At 36.0% G+C, this 18,239-nt stretch carries 20 protein-coding genes; 7 read left to right on the top strand and 13 right to left on the bottom strand.

What is annotated here, in order from left to right; all coding sequences use genetic code 11:
• Window positions 1-39 precede the first annotated feature (39 nt).
• The 3 genes from recR to CVS92_RS02700 are packed head-to-tail and all read right to left on the bottom strand — an operon-like array spanning window position 40 to window position 2,533.
• Complete coding sequence (gene recR, locus CVS92_RS02710) at window positions 40-612, bottom strand: recombination mediator RecR (protein WP_009294391.1); 573 nt, start codon at window positions 610-612, stop codon at window positions 40-42.
• On the bottom strand, window positions 609-1,865 hold the full coding sequence (locus CVS92_RS02705; protein WP_107788427.1) for an ArsS family sensor histidine kinase: 1,257 nt from the start codon (window positions 1,863-1,865) through the stop codon (window positions 609-611). The genes recR and CVS92_RS02705 overlap by 4 nt, the downstream gene beginning before the upstream one ends.
• Window positions 1,862-2,533: a response regulator transcription factor gene (locus CVS92_RS02700; protein WP_021091583.1), complete on the bottom strand. Its 672-nt coding sequence runs from the start codon at window positions 2,531-2,533 to the stop codon at window positions 1,862-1,864. The genes CVS92_RS02705 and CVS92_RS02700 overlap by 4 nt, the downstream gene beginning before the upstream one ends.
• Before the next feature lie 122 nt (window positions 2,534-2,655).
• Here CVS92_RS02700 and dnaJ point away from each other — a divergent pair, with 122 nt between their 5' ends.
• Window positions 2,656-3,798 carry a molecular chaperone DnaJ gene (gene dnaJ / locus CVS92_RS02695; protein WP_103619420.1) on the top strand — a complete coding sequence of 381 codons (1,143 nt, stop codon included), beginning with the start codon at window positions 2,656-2,658 and terminating at the stop codon, window positions 3,796-3,798.
• A 641-nt stretch (window positions 3,799-4,439) separates the two neighbouring features.
• On the opposite strand, the gene pyk is transcribed toward dnaJ, so the two are convergent.
• Window positions 4,440-5,891 carry a pyruvate kinase gene (gene pyk / locus CVS92_RS02690; RefSeq protein WP_107788426.1) on the bottom strand — a complete coding sequence of 484 codons (1,452 nt, stop codon included), beginning with the start codon at window positions 5,889-5,891 and terminating at the stop codon, window positions 4,440-4,442.
• A gap of 90 nt (window positions 5,892-5,981) precedes the next feature.
• On the opposite strand from pyk, the gene CVS92_RS02685 reads away from it, so the two are divergent.
• Window positions 5,982-7,037: a TRAP transporter substrate-binding protein gene (locus tag CVS92_RS02685; RefSeq protein WP_021091622.1), complete on the top strand. Its 1,056-nt coding sequence runs from the start codon at window positions 5,982-5,984 to the stop codon at window positions 7,035-7,037.
• A 110-nt stretch (window positions 7,038-7,147) separates the two neighbouring features.
• Here CVS92_RS02685 and CVS92_RS02680 read toward each other — a convergent pair whose 3' ends face one another.
• Genes CVS92_RS02680 through gatC form a run of 9 tightly spaced genes read right to left on the bottom strand, consistent with a single transcriptional unit; the run spans window position 7,148 to window position 14,605 of the window.
• Complete coding sequence (locus CVS92_RS02680; protein WP_107788425.1) at window positions 7,148-7,936, bottom strand: shikimate dehydrogenase; 789 nt, start codon at window positions 7,934-7,936, stop codon at window positions 7,148-7,150.
• Window positions 7,933-8,778 (bottom strand): SPOR domain-containing protein, encoded by an 846-nt coding sequence (locus CVS92_RS02675; RefSeq protein ID WP_107788424.1) that lies wholly within the window; start codon window positions 8,776-8,778, stop codon window positions 7,933-7,935. Before CVS92_RS02675 ends, CVS92_RS02680 begins: the two co-directional genes overlap by 4 nt.
• A gap of 13 nt (window positions 8,779-8,791) precedes the next feature.
• Complete coding sequence (locus CVS92_RS02670) at window positions 8,792-9,334, bottom strand: DUF1882 domain-containing protein (RefSeq protein WP_103600211.1); 543 nt, start codon at window positions 9,332-9,334, stop codon at window positions 8,792-8,794.
• Entirely contained in the window at window positions 9,334-10,578 is a 1,245-nt protein-coding gene (locus CVS92_RS02665) for a serine hydroxymethyltransferase (protein ID WP_087579191.1), read from the bottom strand. Before CVS92_RS02665 ends, CVS92_RS02670 begins: the two co-directional genes overlap by 1 nt.
• The gene (lysS, locus tag CVS92_RS02660; protein WP_223154669.1) at window positions 10,575-12,083 is read right to left on the bottom strand and encodes a lysine--tRNA ligase; all 1,509 of its coding nucleotides are present in this window, start codon (window positions 12,081-12,083) and stop codon (window positions 10,575-10,577) included. The genes CVS92_RS02665 and lysS overlap by 4 nt, the downstream gene beginning before the upstream one ends.
• Window positions 12,084-12,087: 4 nt before the next feature.
• On the bottom strand, window positions 12,088-12,555 hold the full coding sequence (locus CVS92_RS02655) for a Fur family transcriptional regulator (RefSeq protein WP_087577804.1): 468 nt from the start codon (window positions 12,553-12,555) through the stop codon (window positions 12,088-12,090).
• A 1-nt stretch (window position 12,556) separates the two neighbouring features.
• Window positions 12,557-13,168, bottom strand: a complete 612-nt coding sequence (locus tag CVS92_RS02650; protein ID WP_084041229.1) for a CvpA family protein — start codon at window positions 13,166-13,168, stop codon at window positions 12,557-12,559.
• Window positions 13,168-14,307, bottom strand: a complete 1,140-nt coding sequence (locus CVS92_RS02645; protein ID WP_107709741.1) for a type IV pilus twitching motility protein PilT — start codon at window positions 14,305-14,307, stop codon at window positions 13,168-13,170. The genes CVS92_RS02650 and CVS92_RS02645 overlap by 1 nt, the downstream gene beginning before the upstream one ends.
• Before the next feature lie 10 nt (window positions 14,308-14,317).
• Window positions 14,318-14,605: an Asp-tRNA(Asn)/Glu-tRNA(Gln) amidotransferase subunit GatC gene (gatC, locus tag CVS92_RS02640; protein ID WP_072594515.1), complete on the bottom strand. Its 288-nt coding sequence runs from the start codon at window positions 14,603-14,605 to the stop codon at window positions 14,318-14,320.
• Window positions 14,606-14,732: 127 nt separating this feature from the next.
• On the opposite strand from gatC, the gene CVS92_RS02635 reads away from it, so the two are divergent.
• From CVS92_RS02635 to hisG, 5 genes are read left to right on the top strand one after another with little or no spacing between them, the layout of a single operon-like run.
• A complete protein-coding gene (locus tag CVS92_RS02635; RefSeq protein ID WP_107788423.1) occupies window positions 14,733-15,296 on the top strand; it encodes a hypothetical protein in 564 nt (187 codons plus the stop codon).
• Window positions 15,296-16,303 carry an L-seryl-tRNA selenium transferase gene (locus CVS92_RS02630; RefSeq protein WP_107788422.1) on the top strand — a complete coding sequence of 336 codons (1,008 nt, stop codon included), beginning with the start codon at window positions 15,296-15,298 and terminating at the stop codon, window positions 16,301-16,303. Before CVS92_RS02635 ends, CVS92_RS02630 begins: the two co-directional genes overlap by 1 nt.
• Window positions 16,300-16,632 (top strand): hypothetical protein, encoded by a 333-nt coding sequence (locus CVS92_RS02625; RefSeq protein WP_107788421.1) that lies wholly within the window; start codon window positions 16,300-16,302, stop codon window positions 16,630-16,632. Before CVS92_RS02630 ends, CVS92_RS02625 begins: the two co-directional genes overlap by 4 nt.
• Entirely contained in the window at window positions 16,619-17,248 is a 630-nt protein-coding gene (locus CVS92_RS02620; RefSeq protein WP_107788420.1) for a type III pantothenate kinase, read from the top strand. The genes CVS92_RS02625 and CVS92_RS02620 overlap by 14 nt, the downstream gene beginning before the upstream one ends.
• Complete coding sequence (hisG, locus tag CVS92_RS02615) at window positions 17,245-17,853, top strand: ATP phosphoribosyltransferase (RefSeq protein ID WP_084109560.1); 609 nt, start codon at window positions 17,245-17,247, stop codon at window positions 17,851-17,853. Before CVS92_RS02620 ends, hisG begins: the two co-directional genes overlap by 4 nt.
• Window positions 17,854-18,239 lie beyond the last annotated feature (386 nt).

Raw genomic sequence — 18,239 nt, 5'->3', positions numbered from 1 at the left:
TATAAATTTAGGCAAAATTATAACTAAAAGAAAGTTTAATTAGGCTTTTGTACGGCTTTCGTAGGCTTTTAAAAGTGAAAGCATATCGACGTTTTCTAAATTTACACCAGTTGGTACGCCCTGAGCGATCTTGCTAAATGAAATTTCACTCATGCCAAGCTTGTCCTCGACATAAAGCATAAGAGCGTCTGAATTTAGCCCTGGTGTAAAGGCAAAAACAACCTCTTTTGAGCCATTTTGTTTGATCGCGCTTCGCAGCCTCTCTATGGCATCCTCGTCGATCTCGTCAAGTACGAAGTAAAGGCCGTTGTAGATGCCATTTTGCTCAAAGACTAGAATATCTTTTGGGCTCTCAACTAGCAAAATGACCTCACTGTCTCTGCTCTCGTCGCTGCAAATGTCGCAAATTTCATTTTCGCTTAGCCCACCACAACGCTCACAGCGCTTGATAAATCTTACCGCGTCTTCGATATTTTGAGCGAGCCTTAGCCCTGCAAAGCTATCTTGCATGCAGACAAAATAGGCAAACCTTGCGGCTGATTTTTTACCAACACCGGGGAGCTTTGCAAAAGACTCAGTTAGCTCGTTAAATTTTTCTAAGCCTCTTTTCATGCTCGCCTTGCCTTTGATCTAAGTAAAATTTTAAAGACGTGATAGCCGTCTTCATAGTCATAAACAAGCTCAAATTTTTGCATCTGACAAATTTGCTCAATGATATAAAGGCCAAGCCCCATGCCGCTTCCTGCACTAACCTTATCGCCACGCACAAAGGCTTGTTTGTAGTAGTCAATCGGGTGATTTAGCTTTTTGCCTAAATTTTTAACCACTATAAATTCGCTATCGCAGATCAAAATAGCCTTTTTATCCTCTGCGTATTTTAGGGCATTATCTACCAAATTTTTAATCGCCAAACTAAAAAGCTGAAAATCCACTCTCAATATCACGTCATCTCTGATGTCGCAGCTCACTCGCTCTTCAAATTTATCAAGCATGAGCATATCTTGCACTTGCTCTAAAATGAGCGAGAAATGGCACTCTTGGTAGTTTAATGCGTAGCTTTTAGAAAGGAGCTGCTCAACCTTGCTAAATTCATTTATCAGCATCTCAAGTCGCTCAAATACATTGATAAGCCTCATCTTTTGAGTCTCATTTGCGACCATTTCAGAGACGATCCTGCCCTTGCCAATAGGAGTCTTTAGCTCATGCATAATCGCACGCAAAAATAGCTGCCTTGAGCGGATGAGCTCTCTGATCTTGCAAACGGCGTTATCAAACTCAACCGCAACCTGTCCGATCTCGTCTTGCTCGTTTTCATTTAGTCTAGCCGTCATCGCCATTTCCATATTTCCACTGGCAAATTTTCTGATGTCTTTACTAAGCCTTCTAAGTGGCGAAAGACTTCTAAGAACAGAAACATAAAGTGAGATGAGAAGAGCTGAAACTATTAAGAACGCGACCCAAAGTGGATCATTTACGTGTCTTGCATCGTTACTTTCAAGAAGCAGCTGAAAAGATGGGTTTTTAATAAGCAAATACAAATCGCCTTTGTAATTAACTGATTGCACCACTCCAAGAGGTGTATGCTGTGTAAAAACAACAGTCCCGTTTGTAGCTATTGAAGTGGCTAAATTTTTATTTCCAACATACTCTAAGTAAAAATTTTTAAAATAATGCTCTAAATCTCTTGGGGGATTTCCGCGTTCATAGAGTGCGACAAGGTAGTTCATCGCACTTATTTGCCTATCCTTTAGTTTTTCTAAAGCGCTCTCTTGCTGAATGTTTGCAAAAGTTACAAAGAGCAAGCACATCAGCGAGAAAGCTATGGCAAAGATAATAGTTATCTTCGTAGTTATGGAATATTTCATCCGATAAGCTTATATCCTATGCCTCTTACTGAAAATATATGTTTTGGGGCTTTTGAGCTATCACCGATTTTTGATCTAAGGCGTCCAATAATAACATCTAAGCTCTTTGAATCTTTATCTTTTAGGCTTTTGCAGTTATAAACTAGCTGTTCGCGTGATACTGAAAAGCTGTGTTGCTTAATGAGATAAGTTAAAATTTCATACTCAGCTGGAGTAAGAGCTAATGGCTCATTGTTAAAGTAAATTTCGTGACGTTTATCATCGATCCTGAATGCGCTATCAACGACCTCTTCTTGTACTTCATTTGTCTTTTTATATCTTCTTATAAGACTTGTGATACGAGCGTACATCTCTTTTGGATCGTATGGTTTTGGCAAATAATCATCAGCACCAAGTTGAAGTCCAACGACCTTATCGCTAATATCGCTTCTAGCTGAACTTATGATGATAGGAATGTCATATTTTTGGCGAATTTCTTTACAAACCTCAAGCCCATCAATACCCGGCAAAGTAAGATCAAGTATTAGCAAATCATAGTTTTTTATCCCAGCGCTAAGTCCTAAATAAGGGTCTTCAAAATTCGTAACTTTTATATTAAAACTATCAAGATATTCAGATAAAATTTGTGCAAATTCTGGATCGTCTTCTATCATTAAAACATTAACCATGAATTATCCTTTTTATTAAAAATAGTAGAGATTATACGGCAAAAATGTAAATTCTTTTTTAAATTTAAACTTTTTTGGGTAAAATCCCATATTTAAAATAAGCTTAATTAACAAGGAAAAATGTGGAATTTGACTATTACGAAATCCTTGAAATTTCAAGAAATGCAAGCGGAGATGAGATCAAAAAAGCCTTTAGAAGACTTGCTTTAAAATATCACCCAGATAGAAATTCTGGTGACAAAGAGGCTGAACTAAAATTTAAACAGATAAATGAGGCTTATCAAGTTTTAAGCGACGAGCAAAAACGCTCTATTTACGACAGATACGGCAAAGAAGGCCTTGAGGGTCGATTTGGTAGCGGTGGCGGATTTAGTGCCGATTTTGATCTTTCAGATATTTTTGACTCATTTTTTGGTGGCGGTTTTGCAAGTAGTTCTAGACAGAGAAAAAGATACTCTGAAAAATACTCAGCCGATCTTGAAATTCCTATAAATTTGGAATTTAACGAAGCTATTTTTGGTTGTGAAAAAGAGATAAAATTTGATCAAAAAGTGCCTTGCCCAACATGCAATGCAACCGGCAGTAAAGATGGCAAGAGCAAGACTTGCCAGCACTGTGGCGGAAGTGGCAGGATAACACGCGGAAATGGCTTTATGAATATCGTCCAAGAGTGCCCATATTGCCATGGAAGCGGTGAAGTAATAAGCGAACCATGCCCCGATTGTAACGCGAAAGCTTATAAAATCCAGCAACAAACTGTAAAGATTACCATCCCTGAAGGCGTTGATAGCGGCATGAGAATGAGAGTAGCTGGTAAAGGCAATATCGGCACAAACGGCGTTCAAGGCGATCTTTATGTAAGCATAAACGTAAAAGAAGACAAGCATTTCATTCGCCACAACGACGATGTTTATCTAGAAATTCCTGTCTTTTTCACGCAAGCTATACTTGGCGAGAGTATAAAAATTCCAACGCTTCGAGGAGAAACTGAGCTAAAACTACCTGTTGGAGCAAAGGACAAGCAGCAATTTATCTTTGAAAATGAAGGTATAAAAAGTGTAAATTCGCGTAAAAAAGGTAGGCTTGTAGCGCAAATTTCTATTCAAACGCCTGAAAAACTAAGCGATGAGCAAAAAGAGCTTTTAAATAAGCTTCAAGCTAGCTTTGGCATAGAATCAGGCAAATCAAATACCGATGAAAGTGTCTTTGATAAGATAAAAAGCTGGTTTAAAGGCGATGAGCCAAAGAAGAAAAAGAAAAAATAAATTTAGATTTGTGACGTTAAATTTGACGTCACAAATTCTTTCAAAATAAATTTTATATATCCTAATTTTTACAAGTAAATTTCACACAAATTTTAAAATTTCATAAGCGAGTAATTTCAGCTCTAAAATTTGAGCTAAGCGGTAAATGAAGCCAAATTTTAGTAGTCAATTCTTGCGAGTGAATGAAAGTTTTAAAATTTGCAAAGCAATCTAGTCAAATTTAAATGTTTGTTTCTTTTGTTAAGGGGGAAGAGGCTTGAATTACGAAGTCACTCCCTTCCACCTTAACAATCCCCTAACCCCGACGACGTTAGAAGTGGCATGTCTCAGTACTAACGCACTGCATGCGTTATATTAAATTTCCAGCAAATTTTAAAATTTATTATCGAGCATATCACGGCTCTAAATTTAGTGCTAAACGAAGTGCGGACTAAAATTAGTAATCTGCTAAGGCGAGCGAGCAAGATTTTAAAATTTGCAAAATTGCTTTGTTATATTAGGTAGGCATCAGGCAAATTTTAAAATTTCATGAGCGAGTAATTTCGGCTCTAAAATTTGAGCTAAACAAAAAGTAAAGACAAATCTTAGCAGTCAATTCTTACGAGCAAGCAAAATTTTAAAATTTGCAAGAGAGTATAAATTTACTCAGTTGCAAGCTCCAAATAATAATCAAGCTGATCGCGTCTGATGATACGTATAAGGTTCGTGCTACCCTCAACGCCCGTAGGGTGACCGGCAGTGACAAGATAGGTCTTGTCGTGTTCGACATATCCCTCTTCATACGCCTTTTTCATGACATTTGCCAAAAGTGAGCTAAGCTTTGTTTTTTCTAGTACAAGTGCTGGCGTAACACCCCAAGCAAGGGTAAGCATGTGTGCTGTTTGCTCATCGTGAGCGACTGCAATGATGTCGATGTTCGTGCGGTTTCTAGCTAATTTTATAGCCGATTTTCCTGAGCCAGTGATTGAGATTAATGCATCTGCTTTTATGCGAACAGCAAGAGATGCGGCGCTACTTGCCACCATATCAGTCTCGTCAAAAAAGTCAAACTCATCAAATTTATTATATGGATAGATGCTTTGAGTTTGGATGATCGTTTTACTCATCGCCTCTACGACCGCGACTGGGTTTTTACCGATCGCACTCTCCTCGCTTAGCATAACAGCATCAGTACCGTCTAGCACGGCATTTGCCACGTCGCTGATCTCCGCTCTTGTGGCAGTCTCATGCTCTGCCATGCTTAGCATCATTTGAGTTGCTGTAATGACTGGCTTGCTTGCTGCATTTGCCTTTTTGATGATGAGCTTTTGGATAGTTGGAACCTTATAAAATGGCACTTCTATGCCAAGATCGCCACGAGCTACCATGATACCATCACTCTTTGCGATGATGTCGTCTATATTTTCAACTGCGTCAAATTTCTCGATCTTAGATAAAACGGCAGCTCTTGAGCCAAATTCTTTTAAGATATTTTTTGCCTTTATTACGTCATTTGCATCTTGTACGAAGCTAATGGCGACAAAATTTACGCCATGCTTTGCGCCAAATTTCATATCTTCTTTATCTTTTGGTGTGATGATCTCTATGCCAAGGGCTGTATTTGGGAAATTTACGCCTTTGTTTGAGTTTAAAATTCCATCATTTTCAATGATAGTTTTTACTATTTCTTTACCTTCACTAATGACCTTTGCTCTTATAGAGCCATCATAGAGATAGACATACTCGCCAACCTTTAGCATTGGCAAAATTTGAGGCTGATTTAGGCTTACTTTATAAATTCCTTTTTCTACTTTTTCACCAACGATATCCTCTGCGTAAATGCTTAGTTCATCGCCGGCTTTTAGATAAAATGGCTCACTAAGCTTACCAACTCTGATCTTTGGGCCGCAGATATCTTGTAAAATTCCTATTCTTTTATTTAGCTTTTTTTCGATATTTCTTATCTTGTCAATGTTTGATTTATGGTATTCGTGTGTCCCATGGCTAAAATTTAAACGAAAGACATTAACACCTGCTTTTACCATCGCCTCCATTGTCTCTTCATTATCACTTGCTGGCCCCAAAGTAGCTACGATTTTCGTCTTTTTTATCATTTTATGCCCCATAAATTTGATTTTTGCGATTATAACACATTTTAATAATGTAATTTTTTGTATAATAGGCAAAATTTCAAAGGAGAAGATATGAATAAATTTTTATTAGCATCTCTTGGTTTAGCAGCTGTTGCTTGCGTTGCTATGGGAGATGATAAAGTTTATAAGCTAAAGCTTGCTAGTTCATGGGAGAGCACTATGCCAGTGCTTGGTGATGTGCCAAAAGAGCTAAAGGATAAAGTTGAAAAGATGAGTAATGGCAGACTTGAGCTAAGGATTGATTATCCATCAAAGCATAAATCGCCTTTTGCGATGCTTGATTTTGCTAAAAGCGGTCAATACGACATTACCTACACAAGTAGCTATTATTATAAAGGCAAAGATGCTAAAACTATATTTTTTACAGCAACTCCATTTATGATGAATACTGACGAGCAAACAGCTTGGTATGAATTTGGCGGTGGTAAGGAGCTTGAGGCAAAAGTTTACGATCCATACAATATCAAAATTTTTAGAGCTGGAAATACCGGCATGCAAATGGGTGGCTGGTTTAAAAAAGAGATCAAATCATTAGATGATATCAAAGGCTTAAAGATAAGAATTCCGGGCTTTGGTGGTGAAATTTACGCTAAACTTGGCGCTAACATTAACACTATCCCAACTGGTGAGCTTTACATGGCTCTTGAGATGGGAACGATTGACTCAGTCGAATGGGTTAGCCCAGCTTATGATATGGCACTTGGCTTTCACAAAGTGGCAAAATACTACTACACAGGCTGGCAAGAGCCAAACGGTGAAACTCAGTTTTTCTTTAATAAAAAATCATACGAAAAACTTCCAGATGACCTAAAAGCGATCTTTGAAGCAGCTGCAGCCGAAGTAGCAAGAGATGCAAATACAAAAGTATTTTATTCAAATGTTGAGTACTGGGATAAAATGAAGAGCGAGTATCCAGACATCCAAGTAAAATCTTTCCCACCAGAAGTAATCGCAGCTCTTAAAAAAGCTACAAATGAGCTTCTTGATGAAGAGAGTGCTAAAGATCCGTTATTTAAAGAGATCGTTGAGTCTCAAAGAGCTTTCCTTAAAAAAGCAAGAGAATGGACTAAAATTTCAGACTACGCTTACATCAAAACAAACGAATAGTAAAATTTAGCAGGGACCTTCCCTGCTTTTTATAGTTACTGTCAAAAAAATTTTAATCAAAATGTTTTCTACAAGCTATAAATTTTTACAAAAATAAACACTGGTGGCTATTATAGATAGAAAATTTCTCTCATTGAGCGCTCTATCTTTGACTCATCAAGTGTATTGTTAAAAAATAAATTTAGTGCTAGAACTGCTTGATATAAAAGCATATCGGCGCCATCTTTTACACTAAGATTATCTTGCATGGCCATTTCTAAAAATGGTGTTTGCTTACCATAAATCACATCAAATGCGAATCTAGCATCTTTAAAAATGCTTTTTAAAATTTCTTTAGGTGCTGGTAAAAAATCATCCTTTAAGCCAGCAGAGGTCGAGTTAATTACTAGATCAAATTTTTGCTCTTCGTAGTTATCCCAGCTAAAACATTTATACTCATCTTTAAATTTCTCAAGCCTATCTTTGCTTCTATTTAGTATGCAAACATCAACGCCTTGTTCTTTTAATGCATAAGTTATGGCATTTGCAGTACCGCCAGCTCCAAGAACAATAGCTTTTTTTACATCTTTAAAATTTTTTATTGCCTTTAAAAACCCAGGCGCATCTGTATTGTATGCATAAATTTTGTCATTTTTAAGCACAAGCGTATTTGCAGAGCCTATTTTGCGAGCTATATCTGAAGCTTCATCGGCTAAATTTAAAGCCCACTCTTTATGTGGAAGCGTTACGTTTGCACCGTTTAATTTTAAGGATTTAAATTTATTGATTAATTCGCTGCCATCTTTTAGCAAGACTCTTGCGTAAAGTGCTTTTAAGCCCAGGTCTGCAATGGCTTTATTGTGCAGCCTCGGAGATACCGAGTGAGTTATTGGATCTCCAAAGACTGCGAATGTTTTCATTTTGCTCTAAAGATAAAAGCGTCTTTATTGATATCTTTTCTAATATCGCCTACTACTTTTTGAAGCGTTTTTTCATCAAATGGACCAACTAAAATTTTAGTCAGCTCACCAACTTTTATAGTCTTGTAACTATATCCCTTAGCAGCGATCTTCTTCATATATTCAGCATTTGGATTAAATTTACTAGTCACAAATACTTGAACATAAGAGCCTTTTGTAACAGGTTCACTTTTAGCTACTTCAGCTTTTTTATCCGTTTTTTCTACTTTAGTTTCAACCTTTTTTTCAATCTTTTTATCTATTTTATTTTCAGTTTTGGCTGGTTTTGCCTCACTCTTTTTATCAGTAGCTGCTACTTTTTCGACTTTTTTAACTGAAGTATCTACCTTTGTCTCAGCTTTTTTTGCTGGTATTTCGGTAGGCTTTTCGATAGGCTTAACTATCTCTTTTGGCTCTTCAGTTTTAGAAACAGGCTTATTGTTTTCTTTATCTTTTAGCTTTTTGATCATATCTTCAAATTCATCTTGTTGCTTATTTTCAGGTACGATCGGTACTTGCTCAAAGAGCTGTGTATCGCCTTTTTTATTGTCTGAATTTGTATCAGCTATCGGAGCTTGTCTATCTACTGGCTGCTCAGCTGGTACTGGAGGAAGCACTAGTCTTGAATCAGCTTCATTTTGAGCTTGTGAAGGATCGCTTGAATTTACTAGCTTCATAGCCACTACAATAATCAAAAAAAGTATAATAAGAGCCGCTATAAATATCAGAAGTTTTTTTAGCTTCAATCCTCTTGCGTCATCATCTCTTTCTAAAAGAATATCTTTTAACTCATCGTTTTCCACTTTTTATCCTTAATTACATATATTTTGACCAACTTGCCCCGCGCTCTTTTTGATAGAGCTTATAAGGTAAAGTTAGTATGTTAAATTCTTTTGGCATATCGATATTTGGAAACATCCTCCACTCTTTAGGCAACTTCTGTGAAAGCTTTGCGTTGAGCACGTTTGCCAGCTGACAAGCCTCATTTAGCGTAGTGTGACCTTTATGCACATAAAGATGCAGATGGCCTGGTGTCTTACTCTCGTAGGCTGTAAAATTTATAAATCCCTCTTCTCTTAAAAGAAGCTGTGCTTTATGCCAAAATCTATCAGGGGTTCTGCCGTTATAGTCAAAGACTATATTTTCAACTTTATCGTATGCATTTATTAAAGAGTGTGCGATAACGGCCTTACCCTCTTCATGCTCTTTCATAATATTATAGGTCAGTGGCTCATTTATCTTTTCAAATTTATCAAAGAAAATTTTGCCTCTGTATTCTATTTTATTAACGATCGTATCACGCTTGATATAGTAGTGAGTTGTAATAATCTTTATAAGTGCCGTATCAATACTTTGCATCAAAATGTCGCTTTATCATAGATTATAAATTTATGAGCAAGTTCAACTAGCTCAGCTTTTGTCTTCTCTTGCAAAGATGTGTTGTTTATATCGCTTAGCACGTCAGCTATTTTGTTTGCTATTAGCTCAAACTCAGCCTCTTTCATGCCACGAGCCGTAAGAGCAGGACTACCAACACGTATACCACTTGTGATAAATGGGCTTCTTGTCTCGCCTGGAACCGTATTTTTATTTACTGTTATACCGGCATTTCCAAGAGCGATATCAGCGTCTTTACCGCTAAATTCGCGGTTTAAAAAGCTCATCAAAATTAGATGGTTATCGGTACCGCCGCTCACTAGATCAAAGCCTCTTTTTATTAGCACTTCGCCTAATTTTTTAGCATTTGCTTTTACTTGTTTAGCATAAATTTTCCACTCAGGGCTAAGGTTGTGCTTAAAGCCAACTGCCTTTGCTGCGATGACATGAACTAGTGGTCCGCCCTGAATGCCTGGAAAAATAGAGGCATTTATCTTCTTAGCATACTCTTCGTTGTTTGTCATAATGATACCGCCTCTTGGGCCTCTTAATGTTTTATGCGTAGTTGAGCTTACGACATCACAGTATGGGAAAGGACTTTGATGCTCACCAGCAACAACAAGACCAGCAATGTGAGCAACATCTGCAAAGAGTATCGCCCCAACAGCATCGGCTATCTCACGGAATTTTTTAAACTCAATCTCTCTTGTGTATGCGCTTGCGCCACAAACGATCATTTTTGGTTTTACTATCTTTGCGATATCCATGACTCTATCGTAGTTTATGCGGCCATCAAGCTCGACGCCATAGAAAAAGCTCTCATACATCTTACCAGAGCTGCTGACCTTTGCACCGTGTGTCAAATGTCCACCATGGCTTAGATCCATGCCTAAAATTTTATCGCCTGGATTAAGTAAAGCGCCATAAACACCTTGGTTTGCCTGAGAGCCTGAGTTTGGTTGAACGTTTGCAAATTCACATCCAAAAAGCTCTTTACATCTATCAATAGCTATTTGCTCGATCTCATCTACAAATTCGCAGCCACCATAATATCTTTTGCCAGGATAGCCTTCAGCATATTTGTTTGTTAGGATTGAGCCCATTACTTCCATAACTTCTGGATATGTAAAATTTTCACTAGCAATCATCTCAAGGTGATCACATTGGCGTTTTAACTCTAAATTTACTAGATCGTAAATGTCCTTATCATAGCTTTGCAAACTCATTTTTCATTCTCCTTTATCTCATTTTTAAGTGGCCTCATCGCTGGGAAGAGTACAACGTCGCGAATTGATTTTTTATCCGTTAAAAGCATCACGAGCCTATCGATGCCTATACCCTCACCTGCAACTGGTGGCATGCCGTATCCTAGGGCTTTTACATAGTCCTCATCCATCTCATGTGCCTCGTCATCGCCTGCATTTTTAGCATCGATTTGCGCTTTAAAGCGGTTGTATTGATCGATTGGATCATTTAGCTCATTAAAGCCATTTGCTAGCTCACGACCAGCGATAAATAGCTCAAATCTCTCAGCCACATCAGGGTTTGCGTCACTTCTTCTTGAAAGTGGGCTGATCGAAATCGGATAATCAATAACAAATGTCGGGTGTATAAGCTTACTCTCTACGTAGTTATCAAATAATTCAGCCTGCAAGTGACCAAGATCAAGCTTCTCATTTGCTTCAAGGCCATCAGCTCTTAGTTTTGCTAAAATTTTATCTTTGTCATTTATGATATTCTCATCTAGTCCACCGATCTCAACGAGAGCTTTTTTGTAGCTTATTCGCTTAAATGGCTTACTAAAATCAATCTCCATGCCGTCAAAATTTACAACTTTTTCCATATCCAGCTTGTCTAAAATGACATTAAAAAGATCCTCTGTGATACCCATTAAATCGTGGTAGTTGTGGTATGCCCAGTAAAACTCTATACTTGTAAACTCAGGATTATGAGTAAGATCCATTCCTTCATTTCTAAAATTTCTATTCATCTCATAAACAGCCTCAAAGCCACCTACTATAAGGCGTTTGAGGTATAGCTCAGGTGCGATCCTTAGATATCTCTCGACCCCAAGGGCATTGTGAAAAGTGATAAATGGCTTTGCGTTTGCACCGCCTGCTATTGGGTGTAGCATCGGTGTTTCAACTTCTAAAAAGCCTTTTTCTTCAAAAAATCTTCTAATCGTACTTATAATCACCGAGCGTCTTTTAAAATCAGCTCTAACTTCAGGGTTCATTATCATATCAAGGTATCTTTGGCGATATCTTGTCTCAACATCAACTAGTCCATGATACTTCTCAGGAAGTGGGCTTATCGACTTTGAAGCAAGGCTAAGCTCGCTTACATGCATGGAAAATTCGCCAGTTCTTGTTATAAATGCATAACCTCTGACATAGACGATATCGCCTATCTCTACGTATTTTTTAACAATTTTAAACCACTCTGGATCAAGCGTTTTATTGCTAAAGTAAATTTGTAAATTTCCATCTTCATCTTCGATATTTGCAAAAACCGCTTTTCCAGCATCACGAATTAGTTTTATTCTACCTGCAAGACCTACTAGCTGACCTTCGGCCTTTTTCTCTTCCGTATCATTAATGTAGTTAAATTTTAGTCTAAATTTAGAGATATTCATATCTCTTCTAAGAAAATGCGGATATGGATTAATACCTAAATTTCTTAGCTCATCTATGCTTTGTAGTCGTTGAATCTCATGTTGGTTGTCAAATATCACCTTACTTTCCCTTTATATTATTTTTTGAGCATTTTTCACAAATTCCATAAAGCTGCATCATATGACCAGTTAGTTTAAAGCCATGATCTTTTGCAATACTGATTTGTCTTTTTTCTATCATTGGATCTTCAAATTCTATGATAAGGCCGCACTTTCTGCATATCATATGGTCGTGATGTGGCTTTGTGGCAAGCTCAAATTTTTTACCTTGTGAACCAAAGCTGATTGATGTCACCATTTCTGATTCTTCAAGTAGATTTAGTGTTCTATAAACAGTTGCGATACCAATATTTAGCTCAGGGTGCGTTTCTTTTATAAAAAGATAAAGTTTTTCTGGAGTAAAGTGTTCGCCATTGTTGTATAGCGTTTTTAGTAAAATTTCACGCTGTTTCGTATATTTTAAACCATTGTCGCGAAGCACTCTTTTGAATTTCTCAAGCAACGCATCATATTCTAAATTTTCTATCATTTTATTCCCCTTTTGTGATATTAGAGTCGGTATTTACACTAGCATTTGCATCCATTGAGATAAATGCGTCAGTTTTATTTGTATCCATTGGTCTTGCCACTATCTCATCTAACTCACTTTTGATATTTTTCACATCAAGATTTGTTATCCATTTGCCAGTTTCTATCAAAACCGGATAAACTTTACTGTTCGCAAAATAAGGAGCAATTATATTATTTAGCGAAGTGCCAGATATTACAGCAACTACTGCCGAAAATGTTAAGAAAATTTTTCCACTTCCCATAACAAATCCACCAAGTCTATCCAAAAAACCAAGCCCACTTACTGAAACTATTTTTGATAAAAATTTACCAACTAGTAAGCAAACTAGCCAAAAAACTAGCCAAAGAGAGATAAATGCAACAAACTGTAAAAATGAAGGATTTTCAAATTTATATATATTTTTAGTTATAAACTCACCAGATAGATCTGAAAACCTGCTAGCTATAATTAAGCCACCGATAAGTCCGATAAGTCCGAAAGCTTCTTTGATAAGTCCATTTAATATGCCTTTTATGCCAAGCATCAAGACAAGAGCAATAATAATAATATCAAACCATGTTACTAAATCCATTATATAGTTCCTATTAAATTTTGAAGTTCTTGCTGGCTAGTTGAATAAGCTAGCGCATTTTCTTTTGTAATCTTACCCTCTTTTAGTACTTTCATCAAAGCCTGGGTTTGCGTACTCATACCAGTTTGTTGTTGATTTAGCTGCATCTGAGAGTAAATTTGATGTATTTTGTTTTCACGTATCAAGTTTGAGATAGCCATATTGTTTATTAAAATTTCATGCACAGCACACCTTCCACCGCCTATCTTTGGGATCAGACTTTGTGAAACGACAGCAGTTAGCGAAACGCTAAGCATATTTCTTACTTGTAATTGCTCGCTCCCATCGAAACTATCAACGATCCTATTTATAGTTTGAATGGCCGAATTTGTGTGAAGCGTACCAAAGACTAAGTGTCCAGTCTCAGCCGCCGTAATAGCCGTTGAAATCGTCTCTCTATCTCTCATCTCGCCTACAAGTATGATATCTGGATCTTCACGAACCGCAGATTTTAGAGCCCTTGAGTAAGAAGTTGCATCAGTGCCGATATTTCTATGAGAAAATAGAGCTTTTTTATTGTTATGCACAAACTCGACTGGATCCTCAATTGTAATAATATGCTTTCTATAATTTAAATTTATCTCATTAAGCATGGCTGCAAGAGTTGTTGATTTACCACTTCCTGTCGGTCCGGTAACCAAAATAAGACCTTTTTCACGCTTAATAATATGTTTAAAAATTTGTGGGGCATTTAACTCATCAAGAGATGGGATATTGATTGGGATTATACGAAAAGCAGCAGCTAAATCACCATTCATGGTATAGTAATAGTTGCCACGAAAGCGACCAATATCTGGAAGCTCAATCGCAAAGTCAAGCTCTTTATTATTCTCAAGCTCACTTTTTTGTTCATCAGTAATCAAAGCAAAACATAAATTCTCTATATCCTTACCACTTAATATGCCAAAATCAATGGGCTTTAAAGCACCATCTACTCTTATTTGCGGCTCAGATCTTGAAACAAGGTGAAGATCGCTTGCCTTATCACTTACAACAGTTTTTAAAAGTGTTTTTATATCGCCAGCAAGATTATTAAGGTTATTATCTTCTGGTATTTTTACACTTAAATTCTTCGCCTGAAGCTGTTCGATTAGATCCATATCTTTACCATTATTCTATTATTTTTGGTACAGCAAAAAAATGCCCTTCACGTGAAGGAGCGTACTTTAAGATCGTATCAATCACATCACTTGGTCTTGGCTCATCTTCTCTTAAAGGCGTGCCACCTTTTATAGAGCTAACTACAGCTTCATCGCTACTTAGATCAAGTTCATTTAAAATATCAACAAAAGATACAATCTCGCTTAGTTGTTTTTTTACTTCTTCTCTTTTTTCATCACTGATTTGTAAGGCAGAAAGTTTTTCTAATTTATTTAAAAGAGTGTCATCTATTTGCATTATATAAGTAACCTTATTAATTAATTTTGAGCCATTATATCACATTCAAGCTTTAATTTTGGGATAGTTTTAATTTAATTATGTTAAAATCTGCGAATTAAAATTTTTTAAAAATAAAGGAAAAGCGTTGGCTATAAAAGAAGATCTAACACAGATAAAACAAGAGATTGGTGCTCAAGAACAGTTTTTAGAAAGCATGATCAAAGGTGAGCGTTTCTTTAGAAAGTATAAAAAATTTATGATAATTGCCATTATTGTTGCCGTCATTGCAATTATTGGATTTTATTCGAACAAAATAATAAATGATAATAGAATTGAAGATGCAAATTTGGCTTACTCAAAGCTGATTTTAAATCCAAACGATACAAATGCCTTAAGCATTTTAAAAGAAAAAGAACCAAATTTATATGCACTTTTTTCACTTCAGCAAAAGCTTGATAAAAATGAGACAAATGGCATTAGCGAGCTTGTAAATTTAAAAGTAAATCCTATAGTAAAAGATATCATTCTTTCACAAAATGGTAATGCAAACACTCAAATTTTAAGCGAATATAGCACACTTTTAAAAGGTTTTGAGCTTTTAAAACAAAATAAAATCAAAGAAGCAAATGATGAGTTTAATAAAATTTCACTCGACTCTCAACTTCAAACTTTAGTTAAAAATTTAAAACACTATCAGGGAATAAAATAATGAAAAAAATTACTCTTTTCTTGGCTTTTGCCTTGGCTTTAGTTTTAAGCGGATGTGGCACAAAAAGACAATATTTCGAGCCAGCTCAAACCTCTGGCAAAATTTCTTTGTCAAAAGATATGCCATCTTATATCAAATCAGCAAATGCAAATGGTGCCACTCTTGATAACGGCAATATTATCACCAAAAATGGTCTAAATACAAACATCAAGTTGCCTGAAAATTTTAATTTTTTAAATGAAAACAACGGCTTTATCATCTCAGCTAGTATAAATGGCGATCTAAATGTGACAGATCCTAACGGACGCAGCGTTTATAGCAATAAATTTCCAACAGCAATTGTTGCTGCCTCTCTTGATCAAAACCTATTAGCAGCTATCAGCGCGGCAAACCACATCTATCTAATAGACATAAATACCGCAACAACAATAATGGAATATAGCTCGTCTAATATAGCAGCAGTTGATTCAAGGATCGTAGCGCCATTTTTTATGAGCTCGCTTATCGTTTATCCGGCATTAGATGGCAAAATTTATATAGTACAAAAAGAGACTGGTAGAATTTTACGTGACGTGGTCGTAAGTTCTGAAAATTTCTTTAATAACATCATATTTTTAGGCGTTGAAGGCGATAACCTAATAGCAGCTACAGCTAAAAAACTTATCGTCATTAACCCAAGTCAAACAGTTTATTATGACGGCGAGATCAAAGATGTATTAGTTAATAACGATGAAATTTATATCTTTAAAAAAGATGGTACGATCGTAAGAACAAATCTTATGCTAAAAGAGCAAAATAAAGTAAATTTCAAATTTGCCATCTTCTCAGCAGCTACTATTATCAACAATAAGCTTTACGTAATCGAAAAAACAGGCTACGTTATAAAAACAAATTTAGACCTCAGTGGAGCTGAAATTTATGAATTTAGCGATGAGATAAAAGATAAAAGCTTTATGGGCAATGGTGCCTTTTATTATGATAATGAGCTTGTTAATTTAGGGCAATGAACCAAAAAATTTGGGAGCTTTTTGAAGCCAAAAAAATTCTCTTAAAAGATATCAAAGAACTTAACACAAGTGAATTTAGCACAAAAAAGACGCTTGATATCTTTTGGGGAGTGGACAATAAGAGCTTTTACAATCTTGTCTTTTTAAGAACAGCAAAAAGTAGATTGCTACGCAAAGAGGCTTTGGAGCTTGAAGAAATTTCTAAAAAAATAGAGGTAAAATTCCAAACAAATCTAAGAAAAAAAACTATATTTTACAGCTCTGAAATTTGCTCTAAAGCCTTAAAAGAGCTACAAGATAATAATTGGCGATGTTATGATTTTGTGTAATATAGGCAATACTAACGCTACATTTTTAGAAGATGGCAAAATCTCACGTATGAAAATTTCTGAGTTTAAAAGCTATAAACTAGAGAAAAAAGTATATTTTATATCCGTAAATGATGAAATTTTAAATCTTTTAAAAGATAATAAAATGTTTGTAAATTTAGAACCATTTTTTACTATTGATACAATATATCAGGGTCTAGGCGTAGATAGAATCGCTGCATGCTACTCTATAAATAATGGCGTAATTGTCGATGCTGGAAGCGCGATAACGGTTGACATTATGGCAAACTCTATCCATCTTGGAGGATATATCTTGCCAGGCATTTCAAGTATGCTAAATGCCTACAAAAGTATCTCGCCACGACTTGATATCACTATAAATTCACAAATTGACATAGATGCTCTACCACAAAAAACAGCCGATGCTGTGAGTTATGGCATTATTAAACCGATAATAACTCTACTAGATAAACTAGCCGGCGATAAAAAAGTCTATTTTACTGGTGGAGATGGCGACTTTTTGTCAAAATTCTTTAAAAATGCTATTTGCGACAAGATGCTAGTTTTTCGTGCCATGCAAAAGCTAATAACCGAAAAGAAAGATATGATAATATGATAACAGTAGCACTACCAAAGGGAAGAATAGCTGAGGCAACACTAGAAATTTTTAGAAAAATTTTTGGTTCAAGTTTTTTATTTGAAGACAGAAAACTAATTCTTGAAGAAGGAAATTTTAGATTTTTAATGGTTCGCAACCAAGATATCCCAACTTATGTCACAGAAGGTGCAGCTGATATTGGTGTGGTGGGACTTGACGTACTTGAAGAACACAAGCCAAACGTTGTAAGGCTACTGGATTTAAAAATCGGACAGTGTAAAGTTTGTATTGGCATAAAAAACGACTCTGAACTAGATCTAAACCAGCCGGAGCTAAAAATAGCCACAAAAATGCCAAATATAACAAGAAATTATTTTACAAAACAAGCCGTAGCTGTAAAGATCATCAAGCTTTATGGCTCGATCGAACTTGCACCATTAGTTGGCTTAAGCGACGCGATAGTTGATGTAGTCGAGACCGGCTCAACCATGAAACAAAACGGACTAAAGATCGCTGGTGATATCATGCAAAGCTCAGCTTATCTAATAGCAAATAAAAATAGCTTTATTATTAAAAAAGATGAGATTTTAGAGCTTTATAAAAAAATCAAAGAAGAAATTTAAAGCCCTTCTCTCTTATCATAAAGTACAAAATTTCTCTAATTATAAAGTCCGACTATTCGCTTATAAATTCTTTTAGAATAATGCATTGGTAGTCACTGGCACACTTTTATATTAATTTATCTTAATAGATTGGTACTGACATACCAAAGAGCGATCTAAATATTACAAAGATAGTAGTTTCTGACGAGCTAAGAGCTAGGCATAAGCTAAAGCCTCATCGCGAACATTTAAGCTTTGATTGTATTTGCCATCAAAATCAAGACGATAATCCTAGCAAATTTAAAGAGATCGGCGATAATAGCTATTTATCCTGTCATAAGAGTGAAAAGCTCTTAGCTGATAGACTGAAATTCATGGAAACTCTAAAAGTAAATTCTCATAAATCA

Origin of the sequence: Campylobacter concisus (assembly GCF_003048555.1) — a bacterium.
Classification (GTDB): domain Bacteria; phylum Campylobacterota; class Campylobacteria; order Campylobacterales; family Campylobacteraceae; genus Campylobacter_A; species Campylobacter_A concisus_AO.
Note: the sequence above shows the minus strand (reverse complement) of the source record. Positions and strands in the feature narration are given on the sequence as shown.